An 18,210-nucleotide genomic window follows, 5' to 3' on the forward strand; every position below is an offset into this window, starting at 1 on the left:
GCATGAAAATGATCAGGTTGTGTTCCCATGTATATAAGAAATGGCAGGATTATTATAAACTTAAGGGCAATTTTGGCTAACGTAGTTTTGAATATTTGAATTTGGAGTAGAAATGGTTGGTTGGGGAATGATTTATATTTTTCTTTAAAAAAACAATCTCCCATCATGCGTTCTCAGTCTAATCTAAATAGAACCTTTAGTAGTAAGCGTATTACAAACAAAGAGGAGGATGAGAACCAATTTAATTCTGATTCATCTATTTGGATAGACTTTTTGCAAGGAAGTGAACAGGCCTTAACCAAATTGTTCGAGAAGTATGCCAACCGGCTTTTTAATTATGGGAAGCAATTTACCGATGACGACGGAATTATCAATGATGCAGTTCAGGATGTGTTTTACCAACTGATCAAAAACAAAGAGAACCTTGGGGTAGCCCAATCTGTGAAATTTTATATTTTTTCAAGTTTTAGGAGGAGGTTGCTCAGGCTCTTAAAACAACATAAAAAGTTGGTCTTTGATGAGGGCTTAGGTTTGACAGGCAATTTTCAATTAAGCATTTCTCCCGATTACCATGGGATACATTCATTCCTTAAACTGGATCAAAAGCAGATTTTGGAAGAAGCTTGTAATAAACTACCGGTCAGACAACGGGAAATAATAGGGCTTTATTTTTTTGAAGGATTGACCTACGTGGAAATCGCAGAGGTAATGGGATTTTCACAGGTCAAATCTGCACGTAAACTCTTGTATAGAGCTTTGGGAAGTCTTGGGGATTTACTTAAAAAACACAGAGATATACTTAGAGTTCTCCAAGTTTTTGTCGGGTAAACCAGTATTCGTTCTCTCTAAGGAAAACCAATTATTTTTCTTCTAATACTTCTAATTAAGGGTATTTCATTTCCCTTATTAAAGAATTTGTAAAATAAATGTGGCTTCCATGGGGTCATAGTAAGGCCACCTGTCTCTATATAGGTTGTAATTGGTAACTAAGCCATCTAATGATCTTCCTGTGACTATGAATTTTAATCCTTTGGATGAAACTGATTTTTTGAAAAATCCACTTTTTATGAAATGGGTGGTAAATCCTAATACAGAGCTTGATCGCTATTGGCAGGAATGGGCGAGAGACAATGAGGGAAAGAAAGAGACCATGTTTAAAGCGATTGAGTTAGCCAATTCCATCGGTTGGAAAAGCCAGTATAGTATGGAGGAGGACGACTTCAATAAAATGCGAAATAGGATCTTGGAATTCCATTCAAAATTTGAAAACCAGAGCCGCATCAATTTATACTCTGAACGATATAAAAAGAGTTTTGCATGGATCTGGCCGGTTGCAGCATCCATTTTAATTGCGGGATTCTTACTCTTCAATTATATGGAATCCAATGAGCAGAAACAGGAAAACATCACAGTGACACAAGGCTGGCTTACTAAGTCAGTTCCAAAAGGGATGAAGAAAATCTTCGAATTACCTGACGGATCTACAGTCATGCTTAATTCTGATAGTGAGATAAGATATCCTTCTTCATTTGAAAATGAGCGAGTAGTAGAGTTGGTTGGCCAGGCATTTTTTGAGGTGGAAAGAAATGAAAAACTGCCATTTACTGTACTCAGTGGTGAATTAAGAACTACAGTACTGGGAACCTCATTTGATGTGAATGCTTATCCAGGAGAATCGAGAATGCATGTTGCCGTTGTTACAGGAAAAGTCCAGGTCAACACAGCTTCAGGGGTTTCTACGACCATTTTTCCGGAGGAAGCTTCTTTCTACGACACAGACACAAAGTCGCTGAAAAAAGGAGGGTATGACTACAATTCTTTGGTAGGCTGGCGACATAGAATTCTAAAGTTTCAGGAAGAGAGCTATGAACAAGTTTTTGAAAGACTATCTAAATGGTATAACGTGACCTTTGAGTTTTCAAATGGTGAAGCACCAATCGGCAAATACAGTGGGGAGTTTCAGAATGAAAGTTTGGAAAATGTACTCAACGGTATGAAATATTCCTTAGGGATCTCCTATGAAATTCAACAAGGGACAGTCAAAATAAGAAATAAATAACCGGTCTTAAGACCACACATAATAAACCTAAACAATCCCAAAATAATGAAACACAAATTACTACCGAAGAAGGGGAAACTTTTTGTACGGTATCTACTCTGCTTATTTTTTATGGCAGGGGGATTTTCTGGAGGGGTCCAGACTTCAGCCGGGCAAGAAAATGACCTGAAAAATGTCATACTAAGCATCAATCTAAAAGATGCGGGTGTAGAGAGGTTCCTGAAAATAATTGAATCTAAAACGGAGTTTAGATTTGCTTATGATCATGGCCTTATCCAAGGTAGCCCTCGGGTTACGATGGATATGCAGGATCAAAGCCTCCTGTCCATATTGCAGGAACTTTCCTCTAAATCCAGTTTATCGTTTAAACAGATTAATAGCACCATCCATGTGACCAAATCGTTAGTTGCTGTGGTGCAGCCTGCAGAGGAGATAGCTCCTGTGGTGATTCAGGTGACCGGAGTGGTAAAAGATGAAGAAGGAGTCCCACTTCCTGGGGCCTCGGTGATGATTGAAGGGCAATCAGGAATAGGTACTGTAACAGATTTAGATGGTAATTACGCTATTGAAGCAGTAGAAGGGGACATCTTGGTTTTTTCCTTCATGGGCTATGAAACCCAAAAAATCACCATTGGTACGCAGAGTATCATCAATGTCACCATGGGTGTAAATCTTTCTACTCTGGAAGAGGTGATTGTAGTAGGTTATGGTACACGTAAGAAAGTCAGCTTGGTGGGAGCTGTAGATCAGGTAGGGAAGGAGGCACTGGAGGGTAGGCCTGTAGCAACCATGAGTCAGGCCTTGCAGGGTGTATCTGCAAACCTGATCGTACAGCAGCGAAATTCTGAACCTGGAGCTGGTGTCAATTTAAACATCAGAGGTATCAGTACACTAGGTGATAATTCTCCCTTAGTTGTAATTGACGGGGTAATAGGTGGTGACATAAATCTGCTTAACCCTTCTGATATTGAGAGTGTCTCTGTTTTGAAGGATGCGGGAAGTGCCGCTATATACGGTTCGAGGGCTAACAACGGTGTGGTTTTAATTACCACCAAGCAAGGACAGAGGAATTCCAGACCAGTTGTAACCTACAATGGTCTAGTAGGGGTAAACACGCCGCAATTCTTTACCGCACCGGTGCATGGATACCAAAATGCAATGCTGCGAAATGAATCTGCTTTTAATGCAGGAAGAAGTGAAGCGGTTTTCAGCCCTGAAGAAATTCGTCAGATTCAGGAAAATGGGGATACGGAATGGTTTGCCAGGGAAATCTTTGACAATGCCGTTCAGCAAAATCATAATCTTACCGTTTCCGGAGGTGGAGAAAACAGTACTTATTTAGTTTCAGCAGGTTATACCGATCAACAAAGTAATTATGTTGGTCCCGCTAAGGGGTACAAGCGATTCAATTACAGAATGAACCTGACCAACGAATTTGGAAGATTTAAACTGAGTTCCCGGCTTGCTTATACCAGAAGACTGATCACAGACCATTCCTCTTCAAGTGGGACATTAATGGCGGATGCTAACCGTGTTCCACTTTATTACACTCAGAAGGACTCACTTGGAAGATATCTGACAAACGATGTTTTACAGGAATTTAACCCATTGGGAATCTTGGAACAAGGTGGTTTCCGTGAGCACATTGATGATAATGTTTTTGGAAACCTGAGCGGGGAATTTAGGCTTACTGATCATTTAAAAGTGAGAGGAGTATTTGGTTTTAATATGTTTGCCAACAGTCAATACGGTAGGGTAATGCAGGTGGATTTCTATCCAAGAGGCATATATGGCGGAAATAGAAATACCAATGATGAGAACAGAAAAGGAATGGATCTCAACACCCAAGTGATGTTGGATTATAATAAAGTGTTTTCCGATGTGCACGACCTAAGCTTCCTTTTTGGGGTATCAAATGAAAATCATTCGGATCGGGGGATCGGCATTTATAAGACTTTTACTGATCCTGATTTAGGTACTCCTGTGACCGAAACTGTGATCAACCCTGATTCTTACAACTCTAATCAGAGTTCTTCAGAAAACAGCCTTTATTCCGCATTTGGTGGGGTCTATTATGATTATAACAAAAAGTATTTTGCTGAATTCAGCTTCAGGTACGACGGTTCTTCCAAATTCCGGGAAGGAGAACGATGGGGCTTTTTCCCATCGGCCTCTATTGGATATAGACTTTCTGAAGAATCCTTTATGAGTGGATACCGGGATAGATTCGGAGATTTAAAGATCAGGTCTTCTTATGGTGTTCTTGGAAATCAGAATGTGGGCAATTATCAATATCAGACCACCTTTTTCACCTTCCAGAATGCCTATGGATTCAATAATGCCGCAGTAGGTGGCACAGGGTTCAATTATGCCAACCCAAACATCCAATGGGAAAGGGCAGCTACATTCAATATTGGTGCAGACCTTGACTTTATGGACGGAGCCTTGACGTTAAGTCTGGATTATTTCAACAAGGTAACTTCCGATATTCTTGTTCCACCGGCGGTGCCTGGGGTATTTGGTACTTCATTACCGGATTTCAACAGCGGAAAAGTAGGCAATACAGGATGGGAAGTGACTACCACTTATAGACATAGAGGCAGGCTATTTAATCATTCATTTACATTCAACCTTGGAGATTCTAAGAATGAGGTGCTGGATTTCCAGGGTAATGAACGTCTGACAGGACTAGAAGAGCTTCAAGTGCTTCTCAAAGAGGGATATCCATTTAATTCGTATGTGGGTTTAAAGCGCGATGGATATTTCCAAAACTTAGAAGAAGTAGAGACCGGACCAAAACCGGAAGGATTGAACGTACAGCCTGGGGATAACAGGTATGTGGATGTGGACGGAAACGGCATTATAAACGATGACGATAAATTCGTTTTTGGCAACCCATTCCCAAGAATGACTTTCGGTCTGAGCTACAATGTAAAAGTGAAAGGATTTGATCTGAATGTGTTCGCGCAGGGTGTAGGCCGCAGAACCATGATGATCCGCGGAGAAATAGTTGAGCCCTTTCATTTCAATTATGGCATGACAATGTATACCCATCAGCTGGATTATTGGACGCCACAAAATCCAGGTGCGCGGTATCCCATTTTGGCGGAGAATGGCAGCCAGTCCAATACGAATAACTTCCGGAGAGGTTCTGATATGTATCTTTTTGACGGAGCGTACCTACGTCTGAAAAATATACAGTTGGGTTATACTTTACCTAAATCCTTGGCTGAGAGAATCGGTATGGAAAACTGCCGTGCTTACGTATCGGGCCAGAATTTGTTTACGCTGTCCAAAGTGGATTTTGTGGATCCTGAATTGTCCGAATTCGACAATAGTCTGAGAAGTGGCGGCGCCAATAGTGCCAGAGCATATCCTACCATGGTGTATTATGGATTTGGCCTGGACATCACCTTTTAATCTCTCTTCCAAATGAAAAAACTTAAACTTTATACCATTATACTCGCTGCATTGAGTGCACTTTGCTGGACTGGATGCAAGGAATTGGATTTGGCTCCTGAAAATACCTTTACGGATCTTACCTATTGGGATTCAGAGGCTAAGGCGCAAAGTGTATTGAATACTGCTTATTCCCAGATGTTTGACAGCAACCGTTTCTTTTACAATGAAGCGGCATCTGACAATGCATACAATGGACGCGGCGATACCGAAGGTGCAGCGTCCTTGGCAGCAGGTACTTATGACCCTTCATTGGGGCGTCTTCAAGGGCAATGGAACAGTAATTACACAGGTATAAAAACCTGTAATATTCTTCTGGAGAATATCGACAAGGTTCCAAATATGGATGAAGCGAATAAAACCAGGATGATGGCTGAAGCCCGGTTCATAAGAGCATTTTTGCATTTTCAGCTAATGACCTGGTTCGGTGACGTCCCGCTTTTGTCCAAAGATGTAACACTGGAAGAATCCCAAGAAATCGCACGCACGCCAAAAGCAGAGGTTTTGGGATTTATCCTGGGTGAATTAACAGAGGTAAGCATGGTGTTGCCTACTAAGCAGGATCTTTCGGATTCAGAAAGGGGAAGGATTACTGCAGGAGCAGCAATGGCACTGAAAGCTAGAGTTCATTTATATGAAGGGCAATGGCAAGAGGTTGTTCAGACTACTGAGGAATTAATTGTAGGTGATGGCTATGGGAGCTATGATTTGTTCCCTAGCTACGAAGGACTGTTTCTTCCCCAAAATGAATACAATCAGGAAGATATCCTCAGTTTGCAGTATGTTCCGCAATTTCGGACTTGGGGCCAGTTTTTTGACATGGCTCCGCTATCAGCTGGTGCAAGACTGAATGCGCTTGCTCCTACTCAGGAGCTGGTGGACAGCTACCTGACTGAAAATGGATTGACTATTGATCATCCAGATGCTGAATATGATGAAGAAAATCCCTATGTGAACAGGGATCCACGGCTTACAGCTACTATTGTGTACCACTTATATGAGTGGGAAGACAATGGATCTACCCATCCGATCTATATTAAACCCGGATCTGATCCTGATCCTGCTGCACCTGATGAATATGTCCCAGGATCCTCTAGTACCACTACGGGATATTATACACGTAAATATTTTGACCCTACGCACCTTACGCAGTTTGCCTCAGGGCTAAACCTTATGCTGATCCGCTATGCAGATGTACTTTTAATGTATGCTGAAGCCAAAAATGAACTGGGGCAATTGGATGAAAATACTTGGAACAACACTATAAAAGCACTAAGAGAACGTGCCGGTTTCGAGACAGCTGGGGCTTTGCAATTCAACGCAAGCCTTTCTCAGGAAGATTACCGCGAAATCATCAGGAATGAACGTAGGGTTGAGCTTGCAATGGAAGGCTTACGGATATTTGACATCAGAAGATGGAGAATTGCTGAAGAGGTACTGAATGGCTGGGCCCATGGGGCGAAATTTGGACCTCCTTCCGAAGACGATGGGTATTTACGTGTCAATTTAAGATCATTTGACCCATCCAGGCATTACTTATGGCCAATACCGCGCGACGAGCGTAATCTAAATCCAAATTTGACCCAAAATCCAGGTTGGGATTAATCCTAAACCCTTCTGAAACCTAAATTCTATAAAAAATGAAAAATTCCCTATATAAAACACTTGGCGTTTTCACCGTTTTGATTTCCTTGTTTGCCTGTCAGGAGGATGCGGAACTGCACACAGAAGTCACTCCTGTGAATGCCCTTTATTCACCGGAAAACAATGCTTACATGAATCTTGGGGCACAGAGCTCTGCGATATTCGAATGGGAGGCCGCAAAAGCAGCCGACAATGGTGTAGTGCTATATGATGTGGTGTTTGATACCGAGGACGGTGATTTCTCTGATCCACTTTACCTTCTTCCATCTGATGGAAGAGGATTGCAGCGCAGGCTTACCCTTCCTTTTTCAGAATTGAACAAAATCGCCCAAATGGCAGGGATTCAACCAGAGGGAGTAGGAAAACTCCAATGGTCTGTACAGTCTTCAAAAGGCGTGAATGTGCAGCCCCTGATTGATATCCGGACAATTGAGGTGGCAAGACCTGCCGGGTTTCCAGCTCCAGATGAGCTTTATCTGTTAGGATCAGCCACCGAAGCTGGAGATGCACTTTCAGATGCTATTCTGATGAAGAAAACCAGCGCCAATACGTTTGAGGCCTATACTTCACTAAGTGAAGGAGCGTATCATTTTGCTTCTAGAAATTCAGGGGAACCAGACACCTTTTTTATAGAGGGAGACAAGTTGAGAGCTGATGGGGAAACTGAATATATTGGTGATCAAAAGGTATGGAGAATACGTGTTGATTTTTCAAATGGAACTACAGAAATCAGTGAGATAAGTAAAGTTGAATTATGGTTTGCGCCGAACGATGTTTTCCTAACCGATCTTCCGTATGAAGCGAATGGTACTTGGTCCATTTCAGACTTTCCTATTGAATTCAGGCAGGAGAGTTGGGGCCGTGACGAGCGATATAAGTTTAGGTTTACTACCAAAGATGCTGATGGGGCTGAAATGGAAGAGTGGTTTGGTAGCACAAACGGAGATAACCAACGCCCAACCGAATCCACCGGACCCGCATACTGGTACATGGTACCTGTGTCAAATGACAGATGGAACAACAGCTATAAATTTGCCACAGAAGTAGATAATGCAGAGGCAGACATCAGTGTTATCTTTAATGCTGAGGTGTCGAATTATACACATACGGTTTCAGTAGATTAGAATATTAAGCAGATACCATGAAAAATTTTCTTATAGTAGGTAGTTTGTTTTCTGGAATGGCGCTTACTTCTTGTGTAGACAAGGATCTGGGGCCTTTGAGAAACAACTTTGAAGAGGTTGAAGATATTGTATATGATTGGGGGGCAACAGCAGATTCTATGCAGTCATCCACCTATTCTCTTTATATCGCTGGGGACGGATCTTTTAATTTCAGTCCCGGCGGTTCTTTTGGGGGGTACTGGCCCAATGCCCATGCATTGCATGTATATGTAGATGCCTATACCCGCACCGGTAACGGAATGTATCTGGATAGAATGAAAAAACTTCTCAATGGCATCAGATCCAACAATGGTGATACCTTCACAAACGTATTTAATGATGATATGCTATGGTTAGGCAATTCCTGTGTCCGTGCTTATGAGGCAACCGGAGATGGGGAATACCTCGAGGTAGCCGAATATCTCTGGCATGATGTTCTGGAAAGTTATAGTGAAGTTTTCGGGGGTGGAATTACATGGAAAAAGGATACACCTAATCTAAAAAATGCAGTTTCCAATGGACCGACAATTGTGCTGGCAACAAGGCTTTACAATGTAACTAAGAATGAATATTATTTGGATTGGGCGAAGGATTTATATGCTTGGCAAAAGGCGAATTTGGTAGATCCTGAAACTGGTTTGGTATGGGACAATATAGAATTGATTGAAGGTGTGCCCACAGTGAAAAAGGATTGGGTATTTACTTACAATGCAGGAACCTGGATAGGATCTGGGCTTCGATTATTTCAGATAACCGGGGAGAACGGTTATCTATTGGATGCGATCCAAACTGCCAAATCCTCCATGACCCGTTCGGAGATATCGACTGAAGGCATTCTGAAAAATGAGGGGCAAGGAGACGGTGGTTTGTTTAAAGGTATATTCGTCCGCTACTTCACAGAGCTTATTCAGGAGCAAGCGCTTAGTGAAACAGACCGGGATACCATGGTTGAATTTCTCCAATTTAATGCCACCACATTCTATAAGGCAGGATTGAAAAGACCGGATATGCTTTCTGGACCTTACTGGAGGGAAATGCCAGAGGAGCAAACAGACCTGACCACTCAACTTTCAGCAATGATGCTGATAGAGGCGGCTGCTTTATTACAGGAAGAAGGATTTTTCGACTAGATTTAAAATTATGGCAGTCTTTCATGAATGTGAATCTGTACAACCATGAAAGACTGCTGGTCCTTTTTCAACCTAGTACAACCAACTAATTTAAAGTAGTATAATTTGTATAGTTAACTAAGAATCTGATGCGAAAAGTCCATCTATTATTAACCTTGTCGGTAATCCTTTTATTTTCTTTTTGCGGGACTAAGAGTGATTCAAAACAGGGTCAAAATTCAAACCAAGACGCTGCGCTGAAAGAAATTAAACAAGCAAAGAAAGACCACGCCTATTGGGAAAATTTAGCGGAGGGAATGAGCCGCTCATTAATTAAGCATTTCTGGGGAGCCAATTTTGAGGGGCATGAAGGGAGGTATTACTTTAATTATGGAAGTGACCTGTCCAATATGACTACAAATCATTATTGGCCGCAGGCACATGCCATGGATGTGGTGGTGGATGCTTATCAACGAACTTCTGACCAATTTTATCTCGACTATTATCCCCTATGGTGGGAAGGGGCACCTAAATATAATTTCTCAGGCAGGGATGAGGATCCGTGGTGGAATGTGTTTGTGGATGATATGGAATGGATTGTTTTGGCACAGCTTCGGATGTTTGAATCCACAGGAGATGAACAGTACTTTACCAAAGCTACCCAAATGTACAACGATTGGATTTGGACCAACTGGGGACCCGAAAATGAAGCTCCCTGGTATGGTGGGATCACATGGAAAACCGATGTGGAAAAAACAAAAAATGCCTGTTCCAATGGCCCAGGAGCCCTAGTAGCGGTGAGAATTTATAGCATGTATGACAAAGTTAGCGAACCTGGCAACAAGGCTAAAGAGGCCTATCTGGATGAAGCTGTGAAAATATATTCTTGGTTGAAAGCTAATCTATATGATCCTGTTGAAGGAAAAGTTTACGATAATATGGATAAGAATGGGGGTATAAACCAAGCCATTTACACCTATAATCAAGGGACATTTATAGGTGCAGCGCACGAACTGTACAAGATCACCGGCGAGAGACAATATTTGGAAGATGCCATAATGGCTTCTAATTATGTAATCGATCATATGTCCACAAACAATGGGGTTCTTGCTAACTCCAACTCTGGGGATGGAGGGTTATTCAACGGGATTTTCTTCCGTTACTTTGTCCGCTTAGTGAACGAGCCTGACCTTGATTCTTCCACTCACGGAAAATTCCATAATTACATCACCAAGTCTGCTACTGTGATGGCGGAAAATGGGGTCAATCAGAAGACTATGCTTTATGGCGGGGATTGGTGGAATGCACCTGCAGATGATGATCCTGTAGCGTTGACACCAATGCTCACAGGCTGTATGCTAGCGGAAGCCATGTGCGTTTTGAAACCATTACGTAACTAAATGAAAACTATTATTCATCTCTAAATCATTAAAGTATCAACAAATGCAAATAGCAAAAACAATTCCTTAAACAAGAGTAATTAAAATGATTGCCAGAACCTAGGTTCACTTCAGAAATGAAGCTGTTGAGAATTTTAAGTTGATGCTACTATCCAGAACAAACTGGGAATTATTTGAAAGTTTCTCTATTTGATTTTGAAGAATGCGGGGAGGGCATTTATTTGGGGAGTTAAAGGAATGCTTATGCCAAAAGCCACCTATTCCAAAGATCCTATCAATTCAATGAAAATTCCATCAGGATCCAGCACTAAGACAAAATGTAAATTTGCATTTAAGGGCGTTGGTGTGCTTCACAATAGCTTTACATTTTTTTCTTTTAATTTTTTAATCACCGGATTCAGCGCTTTTACATTTATGGTAATATACTGAACACCCGTTCCATCCTGGATAAAGTCCGGGTTAGGATGCGTTTCCTCTTTGTCAAAGCTCATTAACTTCCATTCATTTGCATCTCGGCTATTGTCTAATTTTAGAACGGTTACCTCGACGGGGAGTCCGTTCGAAAGACCCGAACGTTTGGAAAAATCTTCATTGATGGTGAAGCTATATGCCTTAAACGTACCAACTCCAACTACATAAAAGGCTAAGGAGCGGTCAATTCCTGGTACTAAAGTTTATTGGTTGAGGACCTCGGATCTAATATGGGTAGGGGGACTACCGTGCCATTTTTTGAAGGCGTGGATAAAGGATGCAGGTTCCGCATAGCCAAGCAAATAGGCGACATCAGTTACAGAGTACCCTTCATGGCGTAGAAGTACAACCCCCAGTTGCTTTTTGAGTCCATCCAATAGTTTCCTGAAGGTGAGCTGCTCTTTGGCGAGCATCCTTTGCATCGTACGGGGAGTTAAATGGAATACATCTGCGATTTCCTGCAACCCCGGCAATGCAGGCTGTGCCAGTTGGAGCGCGGCGATTTTCACTTTACTCTGAAAATCTTTTTCAGTTTTTAGTCCTTCAATAAACTTTAAATAAGCCGGGATGAGATAGGCAAGCTGTTCCTGTTCAAATCGCTTAATAGAAGCTTTTAGATTTAGGTTGGAGAATATTACCTGAAAAGTATTTCCATAAATGAAACAAGATGGGTATGAGCAATCGTGATGGGGTGAGGATGCCTGAATGGATAGATCCCGATCTCCCATCATGCTGAGTTCCCGCATGATAATTACCTGTAGACACTCTAGAATGATCCGGTTCAGTATGGTTTTTTCATTGGGGATACTGAGTTGTAAAACATGTGAGTCCGCCTCTGAATGTTGCTCCAACCTGATCAGCGGAAAGGTGGCGCTAAGGAAGTCTTTGAGATAGAATATAGCCTCTTCAATGGTTGTTGTCTGGATGGAAATCTGATAAATCAACCCCAGCGCATTCAGATTCAGGAAATTGCCCACACGCCAACCTACTTGCTGATCCTGAAGTGAACGATGCATTGTGTCTAATACACTGTAAAAATCAGTGAAGGTCACCATGGCTTGTGGATCACTCAAGTCTTCAGGAGGAAAATGCATGTTTGCTAAAAGCGTTGATTCGTTGATGCCCCTGATATGGGCGAATTCAAGGAAAGAACGGAGGTGTAGGGCAAGGATTTTCATTTTGTCGCAAAATATCAAATGTATAAAGGAAGGCACATCTACTTTTGGATAAACCTAAACATATATGAAAATGATCACACTCAAAAACGTACTTCTACTTAATGCAATAAGTTCTGGCGCAACCGGTCTTATCCTTGCAGCTTTACCCAGTACGGTAGCCTCTCTTTTTGAAGTAACCCAAACATTTCCCTTTGTGGCAGTAGGACTGTTTCTGGTTTTCTTTGCCGGGCTAGTATTTTATGCTGCTACCAGACAAGTGGTGAATAGACCCTTGATCAGGTTCATTGTGCTGCTTGATTTTCTATGGGTGGTGTCCAGCATTCTGATAGTGTCGCTTCAACCGCTCGTTATATCCTTTCTGGGATATTCACTTATATCCGCAGTGGCGGCCTGGGTGGCGCTTATGGCTTTTCTTCAGTATTCAGGTCTTCGGAAAGTATTGCCGGATTCTCCTGTAAAGAGGTTCGCTTGAGTAGAAAGCCATAGTTAAGGCTAAAGGACGACTTGGAGCGTCCTTTTCTTTATACTGCTCATCGCTATTCAGGCGACAATTAAGGGCAGATCTTCAATCATTTTAAGGTAAAACCAATATTCACAGAGTAGTGGCACCAACTACTAGTTAATCTAAAGTGTTGTATGCAAAATCAAGAAAATAAAACCAGGGATGTTATTACAATGCTGTTTGAATCGATGAGTCAAAGGAATTTAACCAGGCTTTCAGAATTGTTTGCCGATCAAGTTGACTGGGAAATACCGGGTGATGTACAGAGGGCACCATGGGTAGGCAAAAGAGAAAATAAAACGGAGGTATGTGCCTTTTACCGTCTGTTATGGAAAAATACAGAACCTATAAGTGCCTCTGTAGAAACTGTGATGGTAGATGGTCATCAAGGTATAGTAATTGGGGAATTTACTACAAAAATGCTTTTAACTGATAAAATCATCAGTTCATTCTTTTGTATTCATATTGCATTAAAAAACAATCTGATTTACAGATATCGGTTATATGAAAACACCTTGACGGTATCTGAATCACTGGCGATACCTGCAGAATAAAACACTTCTTGGTTCAGGGTTCATACTCGATTAACATTGGTCGATTATGAATTGGGTCTTGTTTTCCATTCCTTCATCCGCCGATTTAACCTGATCTGTAGCTGTTTGCTGAACTCAGTTGGGTAAGACCACAGGATTTAAGGACAGCTACTGTCGCTTGTTGATTTGCTCTTTTCATGAGCTTGTTTTTGATGCAAACCAATCTGATGAACCGGATTAAGGATATAAGTATTTGGGGAAGAGAATACCGAAAGACCCGGAGAGGAACCTGATTGAAGGAAAGTTAGGTCAGGCAAAAACGCAACCGGGGATGAACCGGATGAGGGGAAGATTGAAACACAGAAGCTAAACGTGGAGCCTCTCCACCATACTGGCGTTTAACCTTGTCAAATTGGACGGAATGGCACTGGAGTGCTTGGGTTTTTCAGCATGCTGAAGATAACATGAAGCAGGAGACCGAAAGGAATTACCATCAGAAAAAATGCAGGCATTATGAAGGCATTGAAAACTAAATGGAATGTATCAAGAATACCCCGAACATATTGCATTTGATATAGTAAGATCAATAGTTATACTAGTCCTTTCAGAGCTCAAAGCAATAAATATCAAGAGGTTTTTAAAAGTAGTTTTACGTCTTTAAATAAACTTCAATTCTGTCGCCTTATGTATTAGCGATGCGGTATTCGAAACTCCAAACTTCTGAATCAGATTTCGCCTGTGGGTTTCTATTGTCAATGGACTAACAAATATTTTTTCAGCAATCTCAGGTGAGGTCATTCCTTTTGCAAGCAAGTGAAGGATTTCGTTTTCCCGTCGGGTTACTTTAGGTACATCACCATCTTTGTTCGACTTTAAAATTTCATTTACTTCTTGGCTTATTGCCGGCAGACCTACCGCAGCATAATGAATACATTGGATCAATTCCCCGGCTGAAGCATTTTTCAGGATATATCCACAAGCTCCGGATTGTAACATCCGTTGGATAATGGAATTTTCATTGTTATTACTGATAGCAATTACCTTACACCCCGGATTTTTCTTTGTTATCATTTCACATGCATCAATTCCATTGATTTCTGGCATGTTGATATCCAGTAATACCACATCAATGTGATTAGTAGCAAGGAAGCCTATGCCTTCTTTGGCATCCACGAAAGTAGAAACCAATTCGATGTCATTTTCATTACGTAAGATATTTGCGAAACCCTGCAGTACGATAGGATGATCATCGATAATAATTACTTGAATGTTATTTTTCATTCAACAAAATTTCAATGTTACAGGTAGTACCTTCACCTAGTTTGGATGATATTTCAAAAGTTCCCTGAAGCACCTGCACCCGATTTTTGATATTGCTTAAACCAATTCCTTGACTGTGATCATGTTGGCTGGGATCAAAGCCTTTACCGTCATCTTCTACTGTGATGTAGAGTGTATTTTCATTCTCACTGCACTGGACTAAAATATTTCGGGCCTCTGCGTGCTTCAGCGCATTGTTGAGAAGCTCCTGAACAATCCGGTAGATGCTGATCTGTAAAGATTGCTCGTGGTGATCCCCAAGGTTGTAGGCCTCAAAGGTGATGGAAGTTTTATCGCTAGTTAGGTAGTTACAAAGGTCTTGGAGGGCAGGCCTTAATCCCGTGTAAATCAGAGATTCAGGCATCATATTTCTGGCAATTCTTCTTAATTCGGCCACAGACTGATCCAGTTGATGAATTACTTTATAGATTTCCATATCCGGTTGGGTTAAATGGTAGCTTTCTTTAGATACAATTGATGATAATTTTAATTTGACACCTGAGAGCATCCCCCCAAGCCCATCGTGTAAATCCCGGGCAATCCGGTTTCGCTCTTGTTCCTGTCCTTGAAGCATGGCATTGTAGACTTTAAGTTGTTCCTTTTGCTTCAAGGATTTTAACTCCTGCTTGTGTAATAATTGATTTTGTTTGATCGTCCGTTGCTTCGATCTGTATAAGGTCAATCCAAAAAAGGTTGTCAATATCCCGATGAGCGTCACTGAAAGGAGCAGGACAATTGTGAATTTGTTTTTTTCAAGCTCTAATTCTTGCTGCTGGTTTTCACTTTTCAATTGCAGTATCTCATTGTCCTTCTCTATTGTTTTATATTTCTTTTCAAGTTCGAGGATCTTGATTTCACTGTCTTCTTCAAATGCACTGTCAGTTAGCATCACATACCGGTCAAGCCAATCAAATGCTTCCCGATAATTTCCGAGTTTAGAATCAGTGTATGCAAGTTCTCTTGTATGCAATCTTTGGTCGTGAAGGTTTGCCGTGTTCAAGTTAAATTTCTGAGCCTGGAGAAGCATTTCTTTTCCAGCTTTGAAATCGCCCATTTTCTTATAAACCAAGTACTTTTCAAATAGTATTGCAGACTCTGTTCTGAAGTCGCTTGATGCTTGTGCTAATTGAAGCCCTTTTTCCAAGTTAACCATGGCACTGTCCAATTTATCTTCATGGCGATAAAAAGTGCCTGCGGAGCTGTAATAAACCGGAGCATATAACGAATGGGGAATTAATGCCAGCTGGATTCTTGCCTGGTCTAAATAGATCTTAGCCTTTTCAAAATTTCTACTATAAATGGCATTTTTCGCCGCATTGACATATGCAGTCAGTTTTTCTTCATGGGCCAGATTGAACGACTCAAGTGACTCAATAGCTTTTTGATAGTACTCTGCTGCTTTTGAATAGTCTGTGGTATTCATTAATACCAATGCTATATTTTGATAGTCGTTGGCAACCATTATGCTATCTCCGGCTTTTTGAGCAAAAGGTATCGAATATTCCAAAAGGATTTCAATGTATTCCTCCTCTCTGTCCAGCCGTTGGAGAAGAGCACCGTAATTGTTCCATAACTTGGATCTATAGGTATAGGCTGTTTTTGAATGAATTCTTTTTAGGTATTTTTCCGCCTCCATATATTCCTCCATCCCCTTATTGATCTCTCTGTCAAAATAGATCCCCGCATTATAAAAGTGAAATAGTCCCTGGAAATACTCTGTATGTTTTGGAAAATGGTGTTTGGCTAATTTTAGATAAGAAAAGGCTTTTGAAGTGTCCCGCTCGGACCAAAAATCACTTAACTGAAAATAAAGTATAATTTTTGCAGAATCAGAATTCACTTTTTCTGCTTGGTTTAAAAGACTGTCTGTATAGAAAACCTCATAATTGCCTTGCCCAAAGGCATGAAATCCAAAAAGAAAATAGAGTGGGAAGAAAAGTAGTTTTTTCATTAATACAGCAATGAAATAGCCGATTCATATGCACAGCACAACGAATCGGCTTAATATAGCAAAATTGCATTGTAAGCCATTGTATAAACTTAGTTATGGATTACTTCCACCGTTAAGAATAAAACGAAGCCCCAGGCCAAATCTTGCTGCCAGGAATTCATTCTGTCCATCTGATATCAGGAATTTGGGTCTCCAATCCGCAAACAGCGAAATTGGTGCTGAGCTTATTTTGTAGTCAATTCCGGCAGCAGGAACTATTCCAAAATGGGTGTTTCCTGAATTGTTCGGAAAAAGTAAAGCTCCTCCAAGGCCTAAATACCATTGAAGTCCTTCTGCTCCTGAAATTGGTTGATGATATTGATACATTGCCTGTAAAACAGTGAGCCCACTTCCAAATTGCAAAGCCGCTTCACCGGCATGATTTGGTTGGAAGAAATGCTTTACATGAGGTCCCACTAATGTTCCTCCATCTCCTACATCAATCAGTAGACCCACTCCGGTTTTGTAAGTTTGCCCATTTACTGAGCCTGATCCAAATCCTATAGCCGCCAAAGAGAATAATACCTGCAGCGCAATTTTTAATTTGAAATTTTTCATCCGTTTGTCTTTTTAGTAGTTAAATTCTCCTGTTTATAATTTTCTAAAGAGCAAGGTCAGTGGTACATCCCCAGCTTTAATAGTTATCCTTAATCGTGTGTTATTTTCGCTTAAGGAAAAGTTGGCAGGTTGCCTACCATTATTTTCTATGGTGTAATAGGTTCCATTTTCATTTTCCCATCCGGATGAAAGCATTTCCGTTTGACAGGTTGCAGACCCTGACTCCACTGGTGCTGAAATGTTTAAAGACAGGATTTTCTCATCAACAATCAACTTACTGTCTTGGATACAGGGTTCTCCGTTGACATCAAAGATTTGTCCGTCTTGTTCAATTCCTTCGATACTCCAAGTTCCAATCAGTGGGTCAATGGCAGGTTCATTGTCTTCATTGTCAGAGCAAGCAAAACCTACAAACAGAATTATGAGAAGAAAGAAATGTTGGTTTTTCATAAAAAGTGGGTCTGTGAATTAAATTGTTTGTCTCCACAAAGTTAAATCCTCGGAAAAGGGAAGAACATACCCGAAAACCAGTATATTATTTCAATTTTCTTAGATTCAATCCCAGCTGAGTTGGCAATACGAACTTTAAAATTCAGAACTCCAGTAACTGGATACGGATTCTTGGGTTTTAGAAAATCTTCAGAATTTCACTTATATCAATGGCTTCCTGCGGGGCAGATGGAGAAGGTAAACTATGAGCGGATGTTGGAAGTCCGCGCCCTTCCTGGACTGTAGGATTTTATAGATCGGACACATGTCGCTCCTGAAAAGCTCTTAATTCTGATCAGTGCAGTGGCTTTGGGTTTATCGGCCTTGGTAAGAAA

14 protein-coding genes are annotated in these 18,210 nt (G+C 41.1%); 9 read left to right on the forward strand and 5 right to left on the reverse strand.

Annotated elements, in window-relative coordinates:
• Positions 1-165 precede the first annotated feature (165 nt).
• The 7 genes from AS141_RS11715 (at position 166) to AS141_RS11745 (ending at position 10,834) form a co-directional block, all read left to right on the forward strand.
• On the forward strand, positions 166-828 hold the full coding sequence (locus tag AS141_RS11715) for an RNA polymerase sigma factor (protein ID WP_057937956.1): 663 nt from the start codon (positions 166-168) through the stop codon (positions 826-828).
• A gap of 238 nt (positions 829-1,066) precedes the next feature.
• On the forward strand, positions 1,067-2,059 hold the full coding sequence (locus tag AS141_RS11720; protein WP_198293533.1) for a FecR family protein: 993 nt from the start codon (positions 1,067-1,069) through the stop codon (positions 2,057-2,059).
• 45 nt (positions 2,060-2,104) lie between these two features.
• Positions 2,105-5,479, forward strand: coding sequence for a SusC/RagA family TonB-linked outer membrane protein (locus AS141_RS11725; RefSeq protein ID WP_057937847.1), 3,375 nt, complete (start codon positions 2,105-2,107; stop codon positions 5,477-5,479).
• Between the two features lie 12 nt (positions 5,480-5,491).
• Complete coding sequence (locus tag AS141_RS11730; protein ID WP_057937848.1) at positions 5,492-7,123, forward strand: RagB/SusD family nutrient uptake outer membrane protein; 1,632 nt, start codon at positions 5,492-5,494, stop codon at positions 7,121-7,123.
• A gap of 35 nt (positions 7,124-7,158) precedes the next feature.
• Positions 7,159-8,286 carry a SusE domain-containing protein gene (locus AS141_RS11735; RefSeq protein ID WP_057937849.1) on the forward strand — a complete coding sequence of 376 codons (1,128 nt, stop codon included), beginning with the start codon at positions 7,159-7,161 and terminating at the stop codon, positions 8,284-8,286.
• Positions 8,287-8,303: 17 nt separating this feature from the next.
• Positions 8,304-9,455: a glycoside hydrolase family 76 protein gene (locus AS141_RS11740; RefSeq protein ID WP_057937850.1), complete on the forward strand. Its 1,152-nt coding sequence runs from the start codon at positions 8,304-8,306 to the stop codon at positions 9,453-9,455.
• A gap of 296 nt (positions 9,456-9,751) precedes the next feature.
• Positions 9,752-10,834, forward strand: a complete 1,083-nt coding sequence (locus AS141_RS11745) for a glycoside hydrolase family 76 protein (protein WP_198293534.1) — start codon at positions 9,752-9,754, stop codon at positions 10,832-10,834.
• Between the two features lie 674 nt (positions 10,835-11,508).
• Here AS141_RS11745 and AS141_RS11755 read toward each other — a convergent pair.
• Positions 11,509-12,483 (reverse strand): AraC family transcriptional regulator, encoded by a 975-nt coding sequence (locus AS141_RS11755; protein WP_057937852.1) that lies wholly within the window; start codon positions 12,481-12,483, stop codon positions 11,509-11,511.
• Between the two features lie 70 nt (positions 12,484-12,553).
• Between AS141_RS11755 and AS141_RS11760 the strand changes: the two genes are divergently transcribed.
• The gene (locus AS141_RS11760) at positions 12,554-12,955 is read left to right on the forward strand and encodes a hypothetical protein (RefSeq protein WP_232424881.1); all 402 of its coding nucleotides are present in this window, start codon (positions 12,554-12,556) and stop codon (positions 12,953-12,955) included.
• 164 nt (positions 12,956-13,119) lie between these two features.
• A complete protein-coding gene (locus AS141_RS11765) occupies positions 13,120-13,539 on the forward strand; it encodes a nuclear transport factor 2 family protein (RefSeq protein WP_057937854.1) in 420 nt (139 codons plus the stop codon).
• A gap of 636 nt (positions 13,540-14,175) precedes the next feature.
• On the opposite strand, the gene AS141_RS11770 is transcribed toward AS141_RS11765, so the two are convergent.
• The 4 genes from AS141_RS11770 to AS141_RS11785 form a co-directional block, all read right to left on the reverse strand.
• A complete protein-coding gene (locus tag AS141_RS11770; RefSeq protein ID WP_057937855.1) occupies positions 14,176-14,799 on the reverse strand; it encodes a response regulator transcription factor in 624 nt (207 codons plus the stop codon).
• Positions 14,789-16,789, reverse strand: coding sequence for a tetratricopeptide repeat-containing sensor histidine kinase (locus tag AS141_RS11775; RefSeq protein ID WP_057937856.1), 2,001 nt, complete (start codon positions 16,787-16,789; stop codon positions 14,789-14,791). Before AS141_RS11775 ends, AS141_RS11770 begins: the two co-directional genes overlap by 11 nt.
• Positions 16,790-16,882: 93 nt before the next feature.
• Entirely contained in the window at positions 16,883-17,386 is a 504-nt protein-coding gene (locus tag AS141_RS11780) for a hypothetical protein (RefSeq protein ID WP_057937857.1), read from the reverse strand.
• Positions 17,387-17,419: 33 nt separating this feature from the next.
• Entirely contained in the window at positions 17,420-17,836 is a 417-nt protein-coding gene (locus AS141_RS11785) for a hypothetical protein (protein ID WP_057937858.1), read from the reverse strand.
• Positions 17,837-18,210: the final 374 nt, after the last annotated feature.

Source organism: Algoriphagus resistens, from assembly GCF_001442615.1.
Lineage (GTDB): Bacteria > Bacteroidota > Bacteroidia > Cytophagales > Cyclobacteriaceae > Algoriphagus > Algoriphagus resistens.